General features: G+C 38.0%; 22 protein-coding genes. 14 read left to right on the forward strand and 8 right to left on the reverse strand.

What is annotated here, in order from left to right; genetic code table 11:
* Window positions 1-233: 233 nt before the first annotated feature.
* Both purU and ACN6MX_RS16575 read right to left on the reverse strand, forming a co-directional pair.
* Window positions 234-1,136, reverse strand: coding sequence for a formyltetrahydrofolate deformylase (purU, locus tag ACN6MX_RS16570; protein ID WP_419962651.1), 903 nt, complete (start codon window positions 1,134-1,136; stop codon window positions 234-236).
* 189 nt (window positions 1,137-1,325) lie between these two features.
* The gene (locus tag ACN6MX_RS16575) at window positions 1,326-2,321 is read right to left on the reverse strand and encodes an ABC transporter substrate-binding protein (protein WP_419959932.1); all 996 of its coding nucleotides are present in this window, start codon (window positions 2,319-2,321) and stop codon (window positions 1,326-1,328) included.
* A 122-nt stretch (window positions 2,322-2,443) separates the two neighbouring features.
* Between ACN6MX_RS16575 and ACN6MX_RS16580 the strand changes: the two genes are divergently transcribed.
* Both ACN6MX_RS16580 and ACN6MX_RS16585 read left to right on the forward strand, forming a co-directional pair.
* Window positions 2,444-3,484: a FecCD family ABC transporter permease gene (locus tag ACN6MX_RS16580; RefSeq protein ID WP_419959933.1), complete on the forward strand. Its 1,041-nt coding sequence runs from the start codon at window positions 2,444-2,446 to the stop codon at window positions 3,482-3,484.
* A complete protein-coding gene (locus ACN6MX_RS16585; protein WP_419959934.1) occupies window positions 3,484-4,509 on the forward strand; it encodes a FecCD family ABC transporter permease in 1,026 nt (341 codons plus the stop codon). Before ACN6MX_RS16580 ends, ACN6MX_RS16585 begins: the two co-directional genes overlap by 1 nt.
* A 58-nt stretch (window positions 4,510-4,567) precedes the next feature.
* Here the strand turns inward: ACN6MX_RS16585 and ACN6MX_RS16590 are convergent, their stop codons facing one another.
* Together ACN6MX_RS16590 and ACN6MX_RS16595 are read right to left on the reverse strand one after the other, a co-directional pair.
* Entirely contained in the window at window positions 4,568-5,323 is a 756-nt protein-coding gene (locus ACN6MX_RS16590) for a 3D domain-containing protein (RefSeq protein WP_419959935.1), read from the reverse strand.
* Window positions 5,324-5,494: 171 nt separating this feature from the next.
* Entirely contained in the window at window positions 5,495-6,130 is a 636-nt protein-coding gene (locus ACN6MX_RS16595) for a 3D domain-containing protein (RefSeq protein WP_419959936.1), read from the reverse strand.
* Window positions 6,131-6,649: 519 nt separating this feature from the next.
* Between ACN6MX_RS16595 and ACN6MX_RS16600 the strand changes: the two genes are divergently transcribed.
* Both ACN6MX_RS16600 and ACN6MX_RS16605 read left to right on the forward strand, forming a co-directional pair.
* Complete coding sequence (locus tag ACN6MX_RS16600; RefSeq protein WP_419959937.1) at window positions 6,650-7,402, forward strand: IclR family transcriptional regulator; 753 nt, start codon at window positions 6,650-6,652, stop codon at window positions 7,400-7,402.
* A gap of 20 nt (window positions 7,403-7,422) precedes the next feature.
* Window positions 7,423-7,965 (forward strand): NADPH-dependent FMN reductase, encoded by a 543-nt coding sequence (locus tag ACN6MX_RS16605; protein ID WP_419959938.1) that lies wholly within the window; start codon window positions 7,423-7,425, stop codon window positions 7,963-7,965.
* A gap of 188 nt (window positions 7,966-8,153) precedes the next feature.
* Here ACN6MX_RS16605 and ACN6MX_RS16610 read toward each other — a convergent pair whose 3' ends face one another.
* The 3 genes from ACN6MX_RS16610 to ACN6MX_RS16620 all read right to left on the reverse strand — a co-directional run bounded on the left by ACN6MX_RS16610 (window position 8,154) and on the right by ACN6MX_RS16620 (window position 12,001).
* Entirely contained in the window at window positions 8,154-9,266 is a 1,113-nt protein-coding gene (locus tag ACN6MX_RS16610) for a muconate cycloisomerase family protein (RefSeq protein WP_419959939.1), read from the reverse strand.
* A gap of 153 nt (window positions 9,267-9,419) precedes the next feature.
* Window positions 9,420-11,078: an SLC13 family permease gene (locus ACN6MX_RS16615; protein ID WP_419959940.1), complete on the reverse strand. Its 1,659-nt coding sequence runs from the start codon at window positions 11,076-11,078 to the stop codon at window positions 9,420-9,422.
* Window positions 11,079-11,230: 152 nt separating this feature from the next.
* Entirely contained in the window at window positions 11,231-12,001 is a 771-nt protein-coding gene (locus ACN6MX_RS16620) for a dioxygenase (RefSeq protein WP_419959941.1), read from the reverse strand.
* 193 nt (window positions 12,002-12,194) lie between these two features.
* On the opposite strand from ACN6MX_RS16620, the gene ACN6MX_RS16625 reads away from it, so the two are divergent.
* The 6 genes from ACN6MX_RS16625 to ACN6MX_RS16650 all read left to right on the forward strand — a co-directional run bounded on the left by ACN6MX_RS16625 (window position 12,195) and on the right by ACN6MX_RS16650 (window position 17,379).
* Window positions 12,195-12,998, forward strand: a complete 804-nt coding sequence (locus ACN6MX_RS16625) for an IclR family transcriptional regulator (protein ID WP_419959942.1) — start codon at window positions 12,195-12,197, stop codon at window positions 12,996-12,998.
* A 98-nt stretch (window positions 12,999-13,096) separates the two neighbouring features.
* Window positions 13,097-13,930 carry an alpha/beta fold hydrolase gene (locus tag ACN6MX_RS16630; protein ID WP_419959943.1) on the forward strand — a complete coding sequence of 278 codons (834 nt, stop codon included), beginning with the start codon at window positions 13,097-13,099 and terminating at the stop codon, window positions 13,928-13,930.
* Window positions 13,931-14,127: 197 nt separating this feature from the next.
* A complete protein-coding gene (locus ACN6MX_RS16635; RefSeq protein WP_419959944.1) occupies window positions 14,128-14,844 on the forward strand; it encodes a carboxymuconolactone decarboxylase family protein in 717 nt (238 codons plus the stop codon).
* A 14-nt stretch (window positions 14,845-14,858) separates the two neighbouring features.
* Entirely contained in the window at window positions 14,859-15,545 is a 687-nt protein-coding gene (locus tag ACN6MX_RS16640; protein WP_419959945.1) for a CoA transferase subunit A, read from the forward strand.
* Window positions 15,538-16,173, forward strand: coding sequence for a 3-oxoacid CoA-transferase subunit B (locus ACN6MX_RS16645; protein ID WP_419959946.1), 636 nt, complete (start codon window positions 15,538-15,540; stop codon window positions 16,171-16,173). Before ACN6MX_RS16640 ends, ACN6MX_RS16645 begins: the two co-directional genes overlap by 8 nt.
* Window positions 16,174-16,185: 12 nt before the next feature.
* On the forward strand, window positions 16,186-17,379 hold the full coding sequence (locus ACN6MX_RS16650; RefSeq protein WP_419959947.1) for a thiolase family protein: 1,194 nt from the start codon (window positions 16,186-16,188) through the stop codon (window positions 17,377-17,379).
* Between the two features lie 76 nt (window positions 17,380-17,455).
* Here ACN6MX_RS16650 and ACN6MX_RS16655 read toward each other — a convergent pair whose 3' ends face one another.
* Entirely contained in the window at window positions 17,456-17,776 is a 321-nt protein-coding gene (locus tag ACN6MX_RS16655) for a DUF3870 domain-containing protein (protein WP_419959948.1), read from the reverse strand.
* Between the two features lie 153 nt (window positions 17,777-17,929).
* Between ACN6MX_RS16655 and ACN6MX_RS16660 the strand changes: the two genes are divergently transcribed.
* The 4 genes from ACN6MX_RS16660 to ACN6MX_RS16675 are packed head-to-tail and all read left to right on the forward strand — an operon-like array spanning window position 17,930 to window position 21,872.
* Window positions 17,930-19,264: a short-chain fatty acid transporter gene (locus ACN6MX_RS16660; RefSeq protein WP_419959949.1), complete on the forward strand. Its 1,335-nt coding sequence runs from the start codon at window positions 17,930-17,932 to the stop codon at window positions 19,262-19,264.
* Window positions 19,265-19,324: 60 nt separating this feature from the next.
* Entirely contained in the window at window positions 19,325-19,927 is a 603-nt protein-coding gene (locus ACN6MX_RS16665) for a carboxymuconolactone decarboxylase family protein (protein WP_419959950.1), read from the forward strand.
* Window positions 19,928-19,940: 13 nt separating this feature from the next.
* Window positions 19,941-20,828: a 3-hydroxyacyl-CoA dehydrogenase NAD-binding domain-containing protein gene (locus tag ACN6MX_RS16670; RefSeq protein WP_419959951.1), complete on the forward strand. Its 888-nt coding sequence runs from the start codon at window positions 19,941-19,943 to the stop codon at window positions 20,826-20,828.
* Window positions 20,829-21,872: a zinc-dependent alcohol dehydrogenase gene (locus ACN6MX_RS16675; protein WP_419959952.1), complete on the forward strand. Its 1,044-nt coding sequence runs from the start codon at window positions 20,829-20,831 to the stop codon at window positions 21,870-21,872. It abuts the gene before it with no gap.

Genomic DNA, 21,872 nt, shown 5'->3' on the forward strand with positions numbered 1-21,872 from the left:
TGTACTAATAGCAACCTTTTCCATTGTAGTGACCATTATCATTTTCTTTGTAAAAAAGAAATAACCGTCCCCTGAGCTAAAGGTTGACGGTTATTCTGAACTTGGACCAACCGCTCTTTCTGCGGTATGTAATTGCAGACTGGGTATTCGCGTATCCAGTCTTTATAGTCTATGTTCATTATATACAGAATGACTAGCGCATTCAACCTATAAAGGTCTTTAGAACTTTTGGCTTAGTGGAAAACAATCGTCTTATTACCTTCGACAATAATACGATTTTCTAAATGCCACTTAACTGCTTTTGCTAATACTCGACGTTCGATAGTACGACCAATTTTTTTTAACTCCACTACATCATCACGATGATCTACCCGCTCTACGTCTTGTTCGATAATAGGACCTTCATCCAAATTATTTGTTACATAATGAGAAGTAGCACCAATCAGTTTTACTCCACGTTCATAGGCTCGCTCATATGGACCGGCCCCGATGAATGCTGGTAAGAACGAATGGTGGATATTGATAATTCGATTTTCAAAATGATCCACAAACTCTGGTGTTAATATTTGCATATAACGAGCCAGAATTAGTAAGTCAACATTGTATTGTTCCATTAAGTGAATTTGTTCAGCTTCCACTTGTTTTCGAATGTCTTTGTTTGCTGGGATATAATGATATGGTATGCCTAATGCTTCAACAAATGGACGCGCGTCTTCGTGATTACTAATAACTACGACAATATCGGTTTCTAAATCCCCATTTTGCCACTCCCATAGAAGTTCCATTAAACAATGTGGTTCCTTGGAAACAAAGATTGCTGAACGTGTACGCTCATGCAAATAGTTAAAACTATATTCCATATTATGAACAGTAGCAATTTGTTCGAAATCCTTTTCCATTTGCGATGCCTTTTCGCGTAATCCATCACAATGATAAGCAATCCGTATAAAAAATGTACCGTTCTCTGGATTACTGGAGTACTGGCTAGACTCGATTATATTTGAATTATGTGCATATAGAAATGTAGATAATACAGAAACGATTCCTGGTTTATCGGGACATTTAACTAGTAGGCGTCCTCGGTTTTGTAATTCGTTGTTTTGTTGCTGCAAATTACCTTTTACTTGCGTGTTTATCGACATGTAAACAGCTCCTATTATATCCATATTAATTTTCTTATTATGCAACATTCTTCACTTCTTCTCAACCCTTTAGCAAATTAAATGACTAAAGTAATGTCATAGAAAATTTCGTAAATCTAAATTAGCAGTAACCCCAAAAATAGAAGCTATCTCCCAACAGCCCAGAGATAGCTTCTTCGTAAATTATTTTACAATGCTCTTTAAAATATTGTCGATGATTTGTCCGTTTGCAATTGTACCAGTATATAGCCAGCTTTCATCTGGTGAAAACTCATATACATTGCCGGCTTTTACAGCGGGTACGCTATTCCATAATGCATCACTTAAAGCAGCAGAACCACTTGTTGTATCACTGTTGATCAGGAACAAATGCTCTGCATCCAACTCAACTAATTTTTCTAATGAAATTTCACTCCAGTTACCAGTTGCACTTGCAGAGATTTCCTTCACTACTGCGGGTATCTTCAAACCTAAATCACCATACATTACAGCACCACTAGATAGATTTTCTCCTACTACGAAGAATTTTCCACCTACTAACCATACTGCTGCTACTGAAGGATTTCCTACTTCTGCTTCAATCGTTGCTTTTGCTTCTGCAGCTTTTGCATCATAATCATCCAATGCCTTTTGAGCTTCAGCTTCTTTACCAAATACTTCCCCTACACGTTTTAACTCATCGCGCCAATCATTGTTTACTTCTGTTCCGATTACATATGTTGGAGCAATTTTACTGTACTGTTCGTATTTGCCCCCCTCGACCATGCTTGCTGAGTCCATAATGATCAAATCTGGTGCATATTCTTGAACCGCTTCGAATGGTAGATCATAAGGGATCATAGGAACGTCTTTTAGGCTATCTTGCAGATATCCTTGAATGCTAGCTCCGTCATTTACACTCCATTGTGCTACAGGTGTTATTCCTAATGCGACTAAATTATCTTCTAAGTATGAAGCTAGTACGCGTTTTGGGTTAGCTGGTATTACTACTTCGTTACCCATCGCATCTGTTAATGTACGAGTATCACTTTCTTGTGTATCAGTAGCTTGTTCTTCTGTTTGGTCTGTTGAAGACTGATCCTCCGTTGTTTCTTCGTCACCACAAGCAGCTAAAGTTAAAGCCAAAGCGCCCGCTCCTACTAATTGCATCCACTTATTTTTACCTAGTAAATTTTTCATGTTAATCTCCCTTTTGCTATGGTATAATTATTTTATTGATAATGATTCTCGATTTCAATTAGAATACAGAATCTGTTATTTGTCAATATTTAATTTTTATGAATGATGGAGATAATATACATATGAATAAAAAATTAAAGCATCTTAAAACTACTACGAGCGATTTAAAAAACCCATTCACTAGTTCTGTAGTAATTATTATCGGCATAGTGCTACTTGGACTTAGCATTATTGTGTCTATAAATTTTGGAGCCTCTAACTTAAGTTATCAGGATGTATGGAACGCTATTTTTCATTTTGATCAAGATAATTCATCCCATGTTATTATTCGTGAACTTCGACTGCCTCGTGCAGTTGCTGCTATTTGCGTTGGGGCGGCATTAGCAGTTTCTGGTGCAATCATGCAAGGGATGACACGAAATCCGCTGGCCTCTCCCTCCATAATGGGGGTTACATCGGGTTCGTCCTTCCTAATCGCCATTGCGCTTGCTGTTTTACCCGGTATAAGCTATTTGGGATTAATGATGTTCTCATTCGTTGGAGCTGGACTTGGTGCCGCTTTAGTATTTGGAATTTCCGCTATGGCAAAGGGTGGGGTTACTCCTGTGAAGTTAGCACTGGTCGGCTCAGCCATCACTTCCCTATTAAGCTCCCTATCTACAGCTATTGGTATTAAGTTCAATGTATCGAAGGATATCAGCTACTGGTATGCTGGAGGAGTTTCTAGCATTCAGCCGCAGCATGTTTTATTTGCCGCGCCTTTTATCGTTGTTGGGCTTATATTAGCATTGATGCTGTCGCGCTCTATCTCCGTGCTAAGTTTAGGAGAGGATGTCGCAAAAGGACTTGGTCAGCGAACTGGTTACATACAACTTTTAGGGACAATTGCCGTTCTTCTTTTAACTGGAGCTGCAGTCTCCATCGCAGGTATGATTGGATTTGTAGGTCTTGTAATTCCTCACATCACTAGATTTTTAGTTGGAGTCGATTATCGTTGGATTATTCCTTGCTCTGCTATTTTAGGCGGATTATTATTGATAACTGCAGATATCGTTGGACGTATGGTGAATCCCCCGTTTGAAACACCCGTCAGTGCAATAACTGCGCTTATTGGTGTGCCTTTCTTCCTCTATCTAGCACGTAAAGAAGGGAGAGGACTATAATGCTAAACACTTTATCTAAAAATGAAGCAAAGTATAAATTTTTCATGATCACTACCTTTGTTTTAATCATTGTTGCCGTTCTTATAAGTATTAATGCAGGATATATGAAAATACCGATTGCCGATGTTATTGCCACACTATTTGGAAATGGGACTCCTCAAAATGAACTAACTATATTCGAGTTCCGCTTACCTCGAATATTCATGGCCTTACTAGTTGGTTTGGGAATTTCTATATCTGGTGCTATTTTGCAAGGAATTTCTCAGAATCCCCTTGCCGATCCTGGTATTCTAGGAATCAACGCTGGTGCAGGCTTTACAGTTGTCCTTTATATGTTCTTTTTCCAAGGAACTATTTTTATAACAGGATGGCTGTCTATTTTCATCATGCCCTTCACAGCACTAATCGGTGGGTTTACTGCTGCGTTTCTTATTTACATTCTTTCCTGGAAAAATGGCAGAGTAACCCCGGTTCGGCTAATACTTGTCGGAATTGGGATTAACGCTGCATTTGGAGCAGGTCTAACCATTTTTCAGATGAAAATGGAACCGGTTAACTTTATGAAAGCTATTGTTTGGCTTTCTGGTAGTATTTGGGGAACGAATTGGACATTCGTATGGACGATTGCTCTTTGGTTAGTTGTTCTGATTCCAATCGTTCTTTATAAATCTCGAGTATTGGATGTTTTAAAGCTAGGGGACTCCATTGCCATAGGTGTCGGTGCCAATATTGAAAAAGAAAGGCGCTTCCTGCTTTTCATCTCTGTTGCTATAGCAGGTGTTTGTGTATCCGTAGGAGGAGGAATTACCTTTCTCGGTTTAATCGCCCCACATATAGCTAGACGTTTAGTAGGTGCCTCTCATGCCAAATCATTACCTCTTTCAGCTTTGTTAGGAGCACTGTTATTATTACTTGCTGATACACTTGGTCGAGTCATTTTAGCACCGATGGAATTACCAGTTGGAATCGTTATCTCTGTTCTTGGTGCGCCTTATTTTATTTATCTGCTCATAAAAACTAATTAATCTACACCTTCTACAAAAAAATCCAGCTTAGCAATTAATTGCTAAGCTGGATTTTGGTTTAATTGATTACTTTAATTTTTACTTCTTTGACTCCCCAAGCAATTGCATGGTCATATGAAGGGATAAATACATCAATTTTATTCCCTTTGATAGCTCCTCCAGTGTCACCAGCTATTGCTTCTCCATAGCCTTCTACCCACACTTTGGTTCCTAGTGGGATTATCCGTGGATCTACGGCTATTACCTTTTGATCAGGGTTGGCTCGCAAATCAATTCCGTATGCGGTTGTTCCTGTGCATCCTTCACAGTAAGCGGTATAAGCAGTAGCAGTTACAGTCATCTCTTCTCCAGAACTTGCCGGTTCTACTATTGAAGAGGACGCGGTTACTTTTGGTTTGTCACTCGTATCAGAAGGAGGGGAACTTCTAGCTACAGTTGATGCAACGGCTACCTTATTAACAGGCTCAGGGATATCTTCCTTGCTTATTTTTAACACATCACCAGGGAAGATTAAATAGCCCTCAATATCATTCCATTCCATAAGCGATTCCAACGAAACACTATGCTCAAGGGCAATTCGAAATAGATTATCACCTTTTTCTACAGTGTATGTCTTAGGCTCAAATAGAAAATCATAAGCCAGTTCAAGATTTAAAGCATCATCGAAAAGAATATAATCTGTCTCGCTATCTGACTTATATATATCATTTCCTTCTCCATCATTCGTGGCGACTAGAAAAGAGTCAGCCGCATACGTTACTGAGCTCATCGAAAAAGTAACGATTAAAATCATTAACATCGTTTTTGCTTTCAATACTAAATCCTCCTTACAAGCAATCTTTCAATCACTTTTAAATTTGACTAAGTATTGCCCAAAAACTTTGAAAAACAAACATTCGCACAAAATAAAAAGAAACCACCCTTCCAAACAACTAAAATCTGTTTGGAAAAATGGCGTTTAAAACACATAATTTCCCATAGAAAATTACTCCAAAATTTTCACCGTTATTATTTGTCTGCCCCACTCAATCGCCCCATCATAAGTAGGAATGAATACATCAATTCGATTACCCTTTATCGCTCCCCCCGTATCTCCGGCAATCGCCTCTCCGTAGCCTTCCACCCACACTTTAGTACCGAGCGGAATAACTGACGGATCCACTGCAATCACTTTTTCCTCTGGATTAGATCTTAGATCAATACCAAAAGCAGTTATTCCAATACAGCCATAGCAATAGGCGGTATAGGCAGTTGCCTCCACTGTCATCTCTATTCCCGGTCCATCTGGTGGTATAGAATCTGGGTGCTTAACCAATTCAGCATCTTTACTTAATACAAGCTGGTCTTTTGGATAGATCACATGATCAGTCAATCCATTCCACTCCATTAGTAAATCAACCGAAATATTATAAGTAGCTGCAATGTCATATAAGTTGTCCCCTTCTATGACGGTATGTATAGATGAATCCGGAAGAATTATAGAACTTTCCTCAGAGTCAAGCATATCTCCCGTATGTTCATTCGATAAATTCACTTCGTTCACTAATGGTTCAGCTGCACTTACAGTAATAAAAGTCATACATAAAAAAATTAATGTAAAAATCGTAATTCTAGTATTCAATGTTCTACCTCCAATATACTTTTCAATAATCCCTTATATGTATTGCCCTTAAAACAAGTCATACAAACCTTTTTGTTAAGAAGTTGCTTTTGAAAGTAGTCTTTTGCCATAGTAAATGGTTTACCAGAATTTCTAAAATCTAATTTCGTTGACTGTTTTAAAGTGCATCTAAACACATTTTTTATACTAGGATTTAAATGGAAATACATATATTTTTAAAATTAAGCTGCTTGCAATATATAAAAAAGTGTAGAAGAATCAAAGCGGACAGAAAAAAGATATGAGGAAAAACCTAAAATAGAAACAGTGGAAAATATTTCGCAGCTTTATATTTTCTATTTATCTATTTAGTCGGTGCTTCTTACATATGAAACGTTGTATTTTTCTTATATATACCTGTTCACTCACCAAACATTACCATCGCACACAAAGTAAAAGTTTCAAATAGTGAAACGTAAGTCAAATATTTTGAATTACTTTTAGTAACCTTCTATACTAACAAAGGACTGAGGTGATGACATGACACAATATGAAGTTTCGACATTGAAAAAAGGACTTCTCGTTTTAGAGCTTGTAAAAAAAAGCCAAGGTATTACGCTGAAGAAAATCACTGATGAACTGATGTTAAATAAATCTACAGCCTTTCGTTTACTCGCAACACTTGAGGAAATGGATTATATTTATAAATTGCAAAATCAGTTTTACATTAATCATAAAATGTCTTGCGAAAGCTTTGAGCGACGTTCTTCAATGGATTGGACCTCTTTGCAAACGATTCATCAAATTGCAAAACAGCTACAAATGAGTACCTATGTAGGAAAAATGGATGGGACAGATCTTGTCATGGCTCAAGTTCTTCATGAACCTTTTTTGGCATCTGCGGATGAAGAGGTTGGCAACCGATCCAAATTACATCAATCCGCTTTAGGAAAAGTGATTTTAGCTAATTTACAGGAAGAACAATTAGAGTCGTTACTTGAAAAAATGTCCCTTGAACGTGTAACTAAAAACACATGTCAAGATTCACAGCTGTTTCGTTATCATTTAAAAGCTATTCGAGAGGTTGGATATGCATTTGATGATGAAGAGCGGATCGTTGGCATCCGTTGCATTGCACTACCCATTTTTCGAGATGGGGAAGTCATTGCTGCTTTAGCAATAGCCGCACCTGCTTCTCAAATTACTCGCAGCAATACGAAACGAATCGTGTCATCGTTAAAAACCGGCAGTCACACACTTACAATGGAAATTGAGAAAATTTCCGTTAAATAGAATTTTGGAGGAATCGTATCATGAAAGTAGTAGCAATCGTAGGAAGTATTCGTAAAGAATCATATAATTTACAACTAGCAAAACACGTACAAGCACGTTATGCGGACAAGTTCGAAGTAGAAATTTTAGACATTGCACCAATTCCAATGTATAACCAAGATATCGAGTTAGATGCACCACAAGAAGTATTAGACTTCAAAGCAAAAGTGAAAGCAGCAGACGCTGTTCTTTGGGTAACACCAGAGTATAACTCTACAATTCCAGGTGTTTTAGGAAACGCTATTGACTGGATGAGTCGTGTAGATAAAGTAATGAACGGAAAACCATCAATGATTATGGGAGCATCTATGGGTGCTATGGGCTCTGTAAAAGCACAAATGCATTTGCGTGATATTTTATTCGCAAGTGGTTTAAACTCACCGTTATTGCCAATGAATGAAGTGTACGTTGGGGCAGCGCATACAAAATTCAATGATAACGGCGAATTAACAGATCAAGCAACAATTGAATTTTTAGATACAGTTATTGTTAACTTCCAAGAGTGGATGAAAAATTTCGCATAATATTAAAACACCTCTTCTTTGTTGAAGAGGTGTTTTTAAAAGGAGATAACTATGAAGTACAATCTGTTTAAGGAATTTACATTTAAAAGTGGCGTAACAGTACGTTTTGCTTCCCTGTGTAGCAAACAAACATGAAAGTTCAAACATTCACGTTTGTTTGAACTAACACGATTGTTTTGCACACAGGGTCACTTTCTTGCGTAATGTTTCACTTTTTGGCGATCAATTTCCATGCCAAACCCATGTCCCGTCGGAATCACTACTTCAAAGTTTTCATATTCCATTTCATTCACCGTAATATTATCCTTGAACAATAAAGGTCCGAATATCTCTGTGCCAAATTTTATCTCTGGAATAGTTGCGTAAAGCTGCGCACAAATAGCTGTCCCTAAGCTAGACTCGATCATTGTACCACCATACAAACCTAATCCTGCAGCCTCTGCAATACCAGCTACTTTCTTTGTTTGCGTTAGCCCCCCTGCTTTACATGGCTTCAGTGCGATACAATTTCCTGCACGGTGCTTCGCAATTTGAAATACGTCCTGGACACTATTTGCTGCTTCATCCGCCATAATAGGTACTTTGAATCTGCTAGTAAGTCTCGACATTCCTTCATAATTCCAGGTAGGAAGTGGCTGTTCAACCATGGAAACGCCACCGTCTTCTAAGGCAGCGATGCAATAATTCGCCGTATCCTCATCCCAAGCCTGATTTACATCTACTGTAATACGCGCCTGGTCACCAACTGCAGCTTTAATCTTACGAACATGCTCCACATTTTTATATGGATCGCCCTTTCCTATTTTCAATTTGAAAATGTTATGGCGTTTTTGCTTCAAAAATTCCTGTGCTTCCTCAATATCTGTCTCTGTGTTTCCACTTGCAAGTGTCCAAGCAATTGGCAATGAAGTATGGATTTGCCCACCAAATAATTCGAAAGCAGGAACCCCTTTACTTCTAGCTGCCAAGTCGATAATTGCTGATTCCACAACCGTTTTCGCAAAATTATTCCCTCTAACTAGCTTCGATACTTCGTACATGATCCTATCGAAGTGAACTGGATCTTTCCCAATTACTAAAGGAGTAATATACGTATCAATATTTGCTTTAATCGCTTCTGGTGTCGACTCGCCATAAGATGCACCACCAATAGTCGCTACCTCTGACCATCCTTCATGTCCTTCTTCGTCTGTCACGCAACCAACTACGATCGATTGTGAAACAATTGTATGCATCGCCAATTGGTGTGGACGAATCGTTGGTAAATCTAAAATATATACATCAAACGAACGTATTTTCATGTTCAACACTCCTTATTTTTAAGTAAAATTTATCTCTTTTTCTCGCGCTTCTTCAATAGATACTTCTGACATTAGTACCACTCGTTTCAATTGCTAGTCCAACTGGCAATTCTCTAGCATTTACAAGATTAGGTTTATTTCCAAACCAACTAATTATTTTAAAGCATCCGGGTATTCGAACAGATTGATGCCGAATATTAACGGAAGTACAAAATACACGAACAACACAATTAAAGCAAAAGCTAGAACTGTAAGCCCTGTACCTTTTCGAAGCATATCCATCATTGTAATTTTGCCAGTAGCAAATATTAATGCATTTGACGGTGTACCAATAGGCAGCATAAATGCAAATCCAGCACCCATAGCTACTGCAGTCATAAGTGGTAAAGGATGCACGTTGACAGCTAAAGCTAATGCAGCTGCAATCGGTAGAAGAATCGTCACAGTAGCTGTATTAGGTGTCACTTGGGTCATACCAATACCTAATAACGTAGTAACTGCAAGGATTAGGATATAAGAAGTCCCTTCAAGTAATAGCAATTGGCTACCAATCCAGCTTGCGAGGTCTGTTCCATTAAAGCCTGCAGCAAGCGCAAGACCACCACCTACTAAAAGTAGAACGCCCCAAGGCATGTTTTTCAGTGAGTCACCTCCGAGAAGACGCTCACCCGGTCTATTTGGAGATGGGATAATATGTAGTAGAACTGTCGCTACCATGGCAATCATAGTGTCACTCAATCCCGGAATGATGTCAGTCCAAATGAATGTTCTAGTCATCCACATAAAGGCGGTGACTCCAAAAATAGCTATTACAATTTTTTCCTCATAAGACCACTTACCTAATTCCTTATGGCGGTCTACCACAAACTGACGTCCATTTTTTATTTTTTTTACCTTCATCGGATAAGCAATTTTAGTAATATAAAAAATCGAAAACAGCATTAACAATGTTATTAGTGGGAATGCGAATAAAAAGAATTGTGCAAAGGTAATTTCAATACCTAATAGTTCGCTCGCAAGGCCCGCTAATATAAGGTTTGTCGGAGTCCCAATTAATGTAGCACTTCCTCCAATTGTTCCACCAAAACCAATTGCAAAGATAATTGATTTTGTAAATTTCGTTTCTTCATCAATAGAATGCACATTATCTTCTTTCATCAATGTTACAACTTTAGCGATAATAGCTGTACCAATTGGAAGCATTAGCATAACTGTCGCCATGTTTGATACCCACATCGAAATGAAACCCGTTGCTAACATAAATCCGAGCACTAGTCCTGATGTACTTGTTCCCACTAGGCTAAGAACCAAAATAGCGATACGCTCATGGAGATTCCAACGTTCTAGTGCCAAGGCAAGCGCAAATCCTCCAATGAATAAGAAGATTAGAGAATTTCCGTAACTAGACGCTGCCACACTTTCTGGAAGTGCCCCCATCACTGGTAGTAAAACAAGCGGCATTAGCGATGTAATTCCGAGTGGGATTGACTCTAAGATCCACCATACTGCCATCCATATTGTTATTGCGAGCACAGCTCGCCCTTCATCACTTAGCCCAGGTAAAGGCAATAAATACAAAGTTAATAGAAATAGTAGTGGTCCTAAAAAAAGTCCTACCAACTGAGTTGTAGTATAAGAGTTCTTTCGTTTATTTTTTTCTTTTGTACTTGTTGTCGTTTTTGGAATCGACATATCACCAACTGCCACCCCTGCATTGCTGTGATTTCGTATACTAGCCATCGTTACCAAATCTTTCGTTTGCTTATGTGAATTCCACATACTCTGGTTTAGTTTTTTAAATACCTGATTCATATTTTCCTCCCATTCAACCCTATGTATTTTATCTCTTATATCTTTTCTAAGAAAATATCTATCATCTTTTGACTATTCTTATGCCCTTCACATATAAAATTCTGAAATATAAATAGCTGTCAAGATAACTCGACAGCTATAGAATGCACGAATTATTCAGTTCGCATGATGAAGTTTAACGAAGCTTCTTTATGGTCACCTTTGTCTATTAGCTGTGTTGTTAGTGATGAGCGAACACCGCTTGCAACATCTGTTTCTAACCAAATATCGCCTTCAAAGAAGACTTGCGTGATCAAAGTTTCGTGACCTTCGTGCTCAAACTTAATATGAATATGCGCAGGGCGATATGCATGGTAGCCTGCTGCGAATGTAAACTCACCAGTTGGACCATTTGTTGGAATTTGGTATGGAATCGGAACAATTGACTCTACTTCAAAATCCCCATTTTCATCCGTGTAGAATTGACCGCGTAAATTAAATTCAGGTGCAGTTGAATCATAGTTTGAATACAAACCGTCTGCATCATCCTGCCACCACTCTACTTTCGTCTTTCCAATTGGTCCATTTACAGAACTTACATTACCGAAGAATTTCAATTTATCCCCCGGTTCTTCAGGTCTTTGTGGAATGACAACTTTAGACCCCTCTAGTAAAGGTGAATTTTCTTCGTAGTACGGCCCTAATAATGATGGTTCCGTACCTGGAGTATTTTTATATTTTGCCTCTAAAACATAGGTTTCTACGAATACATCTAAGAACAACGGAATTTCGCCACTTCTACCTAAGCGATCAGCCCAATGTACAAAATTCGTATATTCTTCATGATTGAATTGTTGCTCATCCAAGAAAGCTTTCATATGCTTAACAAAACCTTCGTACGCTTCTAATACTCGTGCGTTCTTTACAGTTGTTTCTACTACCATGTCAGTTTCCCCCTCAAATTTTGATTTTAATAAATTCCCACGACCACATTGAAAACGCATACATTTTTGATTAAAAAATATAAAACTTTTAAATAATTGGTATTTGATTTGCTAAAAACACTTAAATATTGTACGTTATACGTACAAAGTTTCTTTATTCGTACAAACTTATCTTAGCAAGGGGGTAATATTTTTGTCAACAGAAAAATTAGACAATTTCAAAGAATCTGGAGATTATATTCAATCATTAGATCGAGGACTTCAGGTAATTCAAGCATTCTCCCAAAATAACAAAGCTTTAACAATTAGCGATGTTTCTAAAATTACAGGTCTTAGTAGACCAACCGCTCGCAGAATTTTACTGACACTAGAGCATCTTGGGTTTGCTGAATCAAATAATGGGCTTTTCACTCTTACCGCTCGAACACTTTCACTTGGCTATGCGTATTTATCTTCAAATAACAAATGGAGTATCGCACATCCTTTCATGCGGGACTTTGTCCATCAAACCGGAGAATCCTGCTCCATTTCGATATTAGATGGCATAGATATTATCTACGTCGCCCGTGTATCCACGAAGCGAATTATGTCCATCAACCTAGATGTTGGATCGAAATTGCCAGCATATGCAACATCAATGGGACATGTATTACTCGCTAATTTATCTAAAGAGGACCTAGAGAAATACTTAAACAATTTGAACCTCGAAAAATTTACAGATAATACAATTCTCGATAAAGACCAATTACGCACGATATTAGAAGACGTTCGCGAAAAAAACTGGGGCGGCGTCGACCAACAGTTTGAAGAGGGTCTTCGTTCTATCGCAGCTCCAATTCGAGATGCAAATGGTAAAGTAATTGCAGCCATCAACTGCTCGACCCATGCAGGAAGAATTTCCAAAGAAGTACTTACAAAGGAGTTCCTACCCCTACTATTAGAAAATGCTAATAGAATTAGCGATGCAATGGGAATTATTAATAGTTCTACTAACTAAGAAAAGCTTCCAAGTTACCAATTTGCACCAATAATTTTGACATTTTTAAAAAGAAGGTGTACAAATTACTCTATACTTTGTACATAAGGAGGATACATATGGAATATCGTTCAATTGAAGTCAACGGTGGTACTTTAGCTTACGCTGAATATGAAGGAACAAAGGGTGTAATCATCGGGGTTCACGGCTTAACAGGAAATAGTAAGCAGCTACATTACTATGCTGAATTACTAAAGGGAGAATATCGTTTTATTTCTGTTGATTTAAGAGGCCGTGGTAATAGCTCCGCTGCTACCGAAAATACAGGCATAGAGCAGCATACAAAGGATATTATCAGTTTAATCGATGCATTAAACATACAAAATCCTATATTAATGGGCTACTCAATGGGTGGGTTCATTATGGCAAATGTAGCTAGTAAACGTGATGATGTGAAAGGTGTTATTTTACTTGATGGTGCTGCCACCTGTACGGATCATCAGCGTCAAATTGTGGAACCTTCTCTTGGTAGAATTAGTAAACATTACGAAACTGCAGAAGCATATTTAGAGGAAATCAAGAAAATCTATAGTAATCTTGGAGTAGTTTGGGATGAGCATATGGAAAGTGTTGGTCGCTATGAGATAGCAGAAGTAGATGGTCATTGGGAGAATAAATCGGATGAAACAAAAATTCGTCAAGACTTCCAAAGCTTCTATGACTACAAGCCAGCAGAAGTGTTTGCTGGGGTAGAATGTCCAGTGTTACTAGTACATTCTACCGGTGGTATTGGTGCCATGCCTGCATTATTTTTAGCTGAATCGTATATCGAAACACAGCAATACGCAAAAAATATCCATAAAATCACAACAGACAGCAATCACTATACACTTGTTTTCGAGGAACGTAACGATGTAAACCCGACAATAAAGGATTTTGTAAAAAAATTATAAAAAAGGGTTGAAATTTGTCGAATTATATGTGAATAATTAGATAATCATAAATATAAGCCTATCAGGTGGCTACAGAGAAATGACCTTTCTTTGTTTTTCCCCACTTGACTGTTGGCCTCACTACTCTTAAAAGACACTACTATTGTGTCATAGGCGTAGTGTGGCCTTTTTATTTTTTAAAAAGGAGCGAAAATGATATGTCAACTGGATTAGATTACTTCAAAAAGGTTTACGATGTCGTACCAGGTTGGGTTCAGAAAATGCATGATTATAACCCAGCAATGCTAGATCATTACACTGCATTACGTGGTGCAGCAATGGCTGAGGGAGTTCTTTCTGTAAAAGAAAAAGATATTTTACTAGTTGGTATTAACTCTGCAAGGCACTATGCTCGAAGCATGGTCTATCACACAAAAGGTGCTATTGATGGTGGTGCTACTTTAGAAGAATTAGCAGAGTATTTACTTGTGGCCTATAACTACGGTGGAGAAAAAGCATTACAAATTGGTCTTCAATCTTTTGAATATGCTCTAGAGTTAACTGGCACACAATCTGAGAAAGTTTCACACGATGCAACAGCGATAGATATTGTACGTTATTATGCACAATTTGCTTCAACTGATATTAGTAAAGATTATTACGAACAACTCTTAACTCTTTTTGTATCGGGAGATGAAAACGCTTTATCCGAGAAATTACTAGCATCAAACGTAGTCGATGAACAAATGAAATACATTTTAATGACAGGCATTTACACAACTGTGTTAAAAAATGCAGAAACAGATTACTGGGCAAAAAAAGCACGTGAAAAAGGCGTAGATGAGCCTCGACTAGCAGAGCTTGGATACATTTGTCTGTTGACAGCAGGTATCCCCTCTTGGTTCGAAATCAGTGACGCACTTATCCAAAAGTAACGGAGTGAAAAAACTTGAAAATTTATGACTCAGCCGAAAAAGCACTAGAATGTGTTCAAAGTGGGCAGACAATTATGGTTGGTGGCTTTGGTCTCGTAGGCGGGCCTCTAACACTAATTGATACGTTAGTAGAACTTGATGTTAAAGACTTAACGATTATAAGTAATAATCTTGGTGAACAAGGTAAAGGCTTAGGAAAATTACTAGAAGAAAAGAAAGTAAAAAAAGCGATAGGCTCTTATTTCACGGGAAATCGAGACGTAGGCGATGCCTTCCAGCGTGGAGAAATCGAAATTGAGTTATTGCCACAAGGTACATTAGCAGAATCCATTCGAGCTGGCGGCGCTGGGATTGCTGGGTATTATACAAAGACTTCTTTTGGCACTAATTTAGCTAAAGGTAAAGAAACCAAAGTGTTTAAAGGCGAGGAATACGTGCTTGAAGAAGCATTACAAGCGGATGTAGCCATTATTCGTGCCTATAAAGCAGATACATTGGGCAATCTTGTGTATTACAAAACAGCCCGCAACTTTAACCCTCTTATGGCAACAGCTGCTAAAACAGTAATTGTCGAAGTGGAGGAAATAGTAGAAGCTGGCGAACTAAAAAGTGATGAAATAGCTACACCCCACTTGTTCGTTGACCGCGTTATACTAGCGAAAAAGATTTTGACAAAGGAAGGTGTCATCGAACATGGCTAATCCAATTCAAGAAGCTATCGCAAGGCGTGCTGCTAGGGAATTAGAGCAAGGACAAATTGTTAACTTAGGCATTGGGATTCCAACACTTGTCGCAAACTATGTAGAACAAAACCATGTGTATCTACACACCGAAAACGGGATGCTTGGTGTCGAGGATGTAACCGAGGAAGATATCGATCCTAATATAGTTAATGCAGGTAAATTTGCAGTTGGAGAAGCTGTCGGTGCCTCTTACTTTGATAGCGCTGCATCCTTTGCAATGATTCGCGGAGGTCATGTGGACGTAGCAATTTTAGGAGTTCTACAAGTAGATGAACATGCGCGTATCGCTAACTGGGCAGTACCTGGAAAAAACATTATTGGTGTAGGCGGCGCAATGGATTTACTAGTAGGTGCTCGCAAAGTTATTGTAACAACGACTCATACATCTAAAGATGGAAAAAGTAAAATTTTGAAGGAATGTAATTATCCTATTACCTCTACCCGTAGTGTGGACGTCATTATTACGGAGTTAGCAGTTTTTAAATACATCGATGGTCAATTACATTTAGTTGAATTAATGCCTGAGGTTGATTTAAAAACAGTAGAAGCTAATACAGAAGCTACATTTATAAATAGCTTGAAATAAGGAGGAATAACCATGAAAGAAGTAGTAATTGTAGAAGGCGTTCGTACTGCAATTGGAAAGCTCGGCGGCTCGCTAATGACACAGACCGCTGATTACTTAGGTGCTGCTGTTATAAAAGAATTACTGGATCGTACTCAAATCGATCCTAGTGAAGTGGATGAAGTAATATTAGGTCAAGCAAAACAAAGTGCTGATCAGTCCAATGTTGCTCGCCTTGCTTCATTACGTGCAGATATTCCACTTGAAGTGCCCGGTTACACGGTACATCGCCAATGCGGATCTGGCTTACAATCCATTAATAATGCTGCACAGCAGATTGCACTTGGATTAAGCGATGTGATAATTGCTGGGGGTACAGAATCGATGAGTACAGCACCCTACTATATTCGCAATGCAAGGTACGGGCTAAATGTAGGAAATAGCCAAATTCTAGATCCGAATACAGAAAGTCAGCCCGGCTCACAGCCAGAATCATATGGTCTAAAAACAATGGGTGAGACAGCTGAAAATTTAGCTGAAAAATACTCCATTTCTCGTGAAGCACAAGATGCATTTGCTTATCAAAGTCAAGAACGTACTGCTAATGCTATTAAAAACGGCTACTTTGAAAAACAAATTGTTCCCTATGAGATTAAAACACGTAAAACAACTGAAATATTTAAGGTAGATGAGCATCCACGATTAACACCTTTAGAAAAGCTCGCTACTTTAAAACCAGTTTTCCGTGAGGGCGGATCTGTAACTGCTGCTAATGCTAGTGGTCGTAATGATGGAGCCGCAGCACTTCTAGTAATGTCAAAAGAAAAAGCCGAACAGCTAGGTCTTCAGCCAAAGGTTAAAATCATCGCTCAAGCAGCTGCTGGTGTGGACCCTTCTATCATGGGTATTGGACCTGTTCCAGCAACACGAAAAGCATTAAAACAAGCTGGCCTTTCCATTGAAGACATCGATGTGATTGAACTAAATGAAGCCTTCGCTTCCCAATCACTGGCAGTTATCGAAGAACTAGGTTTAGATCAAAACAAAGTAAATCCTAATGGTGGAGCTATTGCAATGGGACATCCTATTGGTGCAACTGGAGCTATTTTAATGACAAAACTTATCCATGAATTAGAGCGTACCGGCAAGCGTTATGGGTTAGTTACATTATGTATCGCTGGTGGACTTGGCATAACAACAATTGTTGAAAATTGCCAATCAAAATAAAAGAAAAATCTCTAAAGAGATTTTTCTTTTAGGAATATATGTAAACGCTTTAATATCAACAACAATCAAAGTAAGATTATTTAGCTATTTTTTCTAAGTATCTTTTCTGCGCAGATTTTAAAGCTACAATTACCGCTCCACTCGATGGAGCCATATAATGCTCTTCAATACGCTCGATTAAAATATTGATATCAGACGTAAAGTCAAAGTCTATTAACATGCGTTTAAAGAAATTTTGCGCTAACTCTGTTATGAATGTAAATTCGGCATCTACTATGTTATGTGTTAGTTTATCGATTTCAAGCACAATACCTGCGTGCTTATAGGTTTCGTACATAGCTGTACCTTGTGGAGCTTTTGCGTATGCAGTTACTAATAAAGTATTTAATTGTTGCATAAATAGGACCTCCGTTAATTTTAACTAGATACATTTTAACATAGTTATTTTGAAAATTAGGCATTGTTATATAAATAAGATTAAATTGTTCAAATTACAAAAATTTATATGGGAGTAATTGTTGTTCATTTAACAATTTTAGGGGGATTTTATATGGAAAAAATGACAAACTTTTTCACGTCTATTATGAGAAAGTATTTACCAGATCCATTCGTCTTTGCGATTGGATTAACGATATTAACATTTATTTTAGCACTTATCATCGAGGATATTTCATTCCTCAATTTAACAACTTCTTGGGGTGACGGTTTTTGGAACCTTTTAGCCTTCACTACACAAATGGCTGTCATTCTAGCAATGGGTTATGTACTAGCAACAGCTCCAATTACGGATCGATTCTTGAATAAGATTGCTACAATGGTACATACGCCAAAAGCAGCAATAATTGTTGCAACATTAGTAGGTGGAATTGGTAGTTACTTAAACTGGGGATTCGGACTAGTTATCGGTGGTATTATCGCAAAAAAATTAGCACTAAAAGTAAAAGGAGTCCATTATCCATTAATAATCGCTGCTGCTTATTCTGGTTTCACATTTTATGGATTAGGTCTTTCTGCTTCTATTCCAATTCTAATCTCCACACCGGGGCATTTCTTGGAAGAGAATATGGGTCTTATCGCTTTATCTGAGACTATTTTTAGTTTACCAATGATTCTTACAACTATTTTCTTATTAATCACATTACCATTATTCAATGCAATGCTACATCCGAAAGAAGCAAAAAATGTAAAAGAAATTGACCCTGCTTTACACGCTGATACGAAAAAGCTAAAAATAAATGTATTAGGAGAAGACAATACATTCGCTCACAAAATAAATAATAGTCGAATCCTTTCTTATACGATTGGTGCTTTAGGTATTATTTATGTAGTAATTCACTTTGCAAATGGGAAATCATTAGACTTAAATATCCTTAACTTTATGGTCTTATTCCTAGGGATTATTTTACTTGGTACTCCCGCAAAATATACAGAGCATTTATCAGATGGTATCAAAACTGTATCAGGTATTATTCTTCAATTCCCATTCTATGCTGGTATTATGGCAATCATGGCAGCATCGGGTCTAGTGGATACAATTTCACAAGTTTTTGTTGATATCTCCACGGAGCATTCACTACCGTTCTGGGGCTTGATTAGTTCGTTCTTCATTAACTTCTTTGCACCTTCTGGAGGGGGGCACTGGGCAGTACAAGGTCCATTCATGATTGAAGCAGCTAAAGAGTTGGGAGCTTCACTTGGGGAGACTTCCATGTCTGTTATGCTTGGGAATGCTTGGAATGATTTAGTACAACCATTCTGGATTTTACCAGCACTAGCACTATCTCGTTTAAAACTAAAAGATATTATGGGCTTCTTAGTTATGATTATGTTTTATGTTGGAATTGTTTATATCGTTGCTACACTAGCTTGGTCTTACCTAGGCTAATAAAAAAAGGGCCTTTGTTTTCATAACATCGGCTCTTTTCATTTAAATGGAGGTTTCGTTATGCACTCTTTACTTAGGGATTCTCATCTATCTAAAAAGGATAAGGCTTTACTATTAGTCGGTTTATTTGCTGCTCGTCGCGAGGAACAGGCTATGCTTCACTTTACAGAAGTAGCTATTGAGGCTGGTAATACGGTCAATGAAATTGCTGAACTAATTTCTGCTGCTATTATTTCTCGTGGAATCCCGACTTGGTTATCAGGTATCGAGGCTATTTCTAAAGCAATTGAACTAACAGGAATAGCTGAATCTATTAAAGAACCTCAAAACATATCTGCTTTTTCCACACAAGAAGCGTGTGTAAGCTACTATCAATCAGAATTTGAACAGCTTCCAAAATGGATAGCGTATTTAGTAGATTATGCACCAGATACATTATTAAAGTATAGCAATTTACGTACTACCTCCCTTCGTGACGGGGTCGTTTCTCGTCACTTAAAGGAACTACTTTTATACGCAATTAACATTTGCGATCAATATCCAAAAGGCATTGATATTCACAAAACAAACGCTATACAATTAGGTTCAACCGATGAAATATTACAGGATACTCGAACTATCTGCATTTATGCGGTAGGTATCCAAGCTATTTTTAATGATTAAGGAGATGTGTCTTTTGAAGCATGTATGCATAATTGGTGGTGGCTTTATGGGAGCATCACTGGCTCAATACTTTTTGGATGCTCATGTCAAAGTATCATTATATGAAGGTTTTACAGCACGTCGTCTGGAATTAATGAAAGATGAAAGTTTTCAAGAAGTACACTTTTTAGAAACAATAGAAGAATGTAAAGAAGTAGATTTTATTATCGAGGCAATTACAGAAAATTTACAAGCAAAGCAACAGCTATTCGAAAGCATAGAAGATTACTTCCCTTCTTCCACTACCTTTTGCACAAACACATCTAGCTATCTAATTAGTTCTATTGCAGAAAAGGTGCAGAATAAGGAACGAATAATTGGCACGCATTTCTTTTCACCAGCACATATCACTCCTTTAGTAGAAGTTGTGCCAAGTGCTTTCACGGATGCTCATCATATTCAAAAAACTATGACATTTCTACGATCTATTGATAAAAAACCTGTACTACTAAAAAAAGAAATTCAAGGGTTTGTGGCAAACCGTCTTCAAAGTTCACTTTCACGAGAGGCAATGTCACTAGTTCAAAATGGTATTGTCTCAGCAGAAGAACTTGATTTCATCGCTAAATGGAGTTTAGGTATTCGACTAGCCAATACCGGTCCTCTTGAACAGAGAGATATTAATGGGCTCGATACACATATGGCTATTGTGAAATACGTTTATCCTACGCTTGAAAATAGTAGCGAACCATTATCCATTCATGAACAACTTATAGAAAACAAACGATTCGGCATGAAGACAAATGAAGGTTTTTATGATTGGTCCAAAATCGATACACAACAATATCTGGCCAAAAAAGATGATGTTCTATTAAATATTATTAGAGCTGTGTCAGCTCAGTATAAAGAGGTGGATAAATAAATGCTTTACGAAGCGCTAGTGAAAAATACAGCAGCTCAAAAGGATGTAAAACTTGAAACATACGAAATACCTGCTTTAGAACCACATCAAAGCTTATTGAAAGTAAATGCTGTGGGCATATGTGGCAGTGATTTGCATATGTATGATGGACATGGGGGCTATGATTGGGTTACCTATCCTCTTGTGTTAGGACATGAAGTGACTGGTAAAGTAGTTGCAGCGGCTGAAGGTGAAATCCCTCCACAGCGTATGGTCATTAACCCCTATAAAAGCTGTGGCGAATGTGAATTCTGCCTTGCAGGTGATAGTAATCGCTGTGATTTCGATGATTATAAATATATAAAAACACCAACTGAAGCTTTACGTTATGGCTTTCGCGAACCGGGCGGAATGGCGGAATACATGGTTGTGGACAATAAAAATTTAATCCCAATCCCCGATGAAGTAACGGATGAAGTTGCCGCAATCTCAGAGGCGTTAGCCGTTAGCTATACAGCTGTGCTGAAAATAGAAAACTTTGCGAAAAAGTCGATTCTAGTAGTTGGTCCAGGACCGATTGGCTTAGGCGCAGCAGCTATTTTAGTAGGGTCTGGTAATCCACAAGTGATGATGTTAGGCACTACTGTTGATAAAGATCGGCTACAGCTTGCCAAAGACATTGGCGTTTCCCAGGTTTATGCAAATGCAGAGGATATACCGCATGAACAGTTTAAAGGTTTTGACGCTATTATCGACTGTTCTGGTCATCCGACTATTCCAAATACAGCACTTCGCCTCTTAAAACGAGGCGGTGAACTCATCTTAGTCGGTATTAATCCTGCTAGTTTTTCTGTCCCGATGGATCAAATCGTTCGTGGGGAAATTAGTATAAAAGGGAGCTATGGCATTACCCAATCAAATTATGAAGCCGTATTATCGCTTGCAGCAGATGCCCGTTACCCTTTCCAAAAACTAATTGCACAAACAGTACCATTTACGGAATGTTTAGACGGCTTTGAAAGTGCGTTAAATAAAGCTACAGGTAAAGTCGTTATTAAAATGTAA

The organism is Psychrobacillus sp. BM2, from assembly GCF_048572895.1.
GTDB lineage: Bacteria > Bacillota > Bacilli > Bacillales_A > Planococcaceae > Psychrobacillus.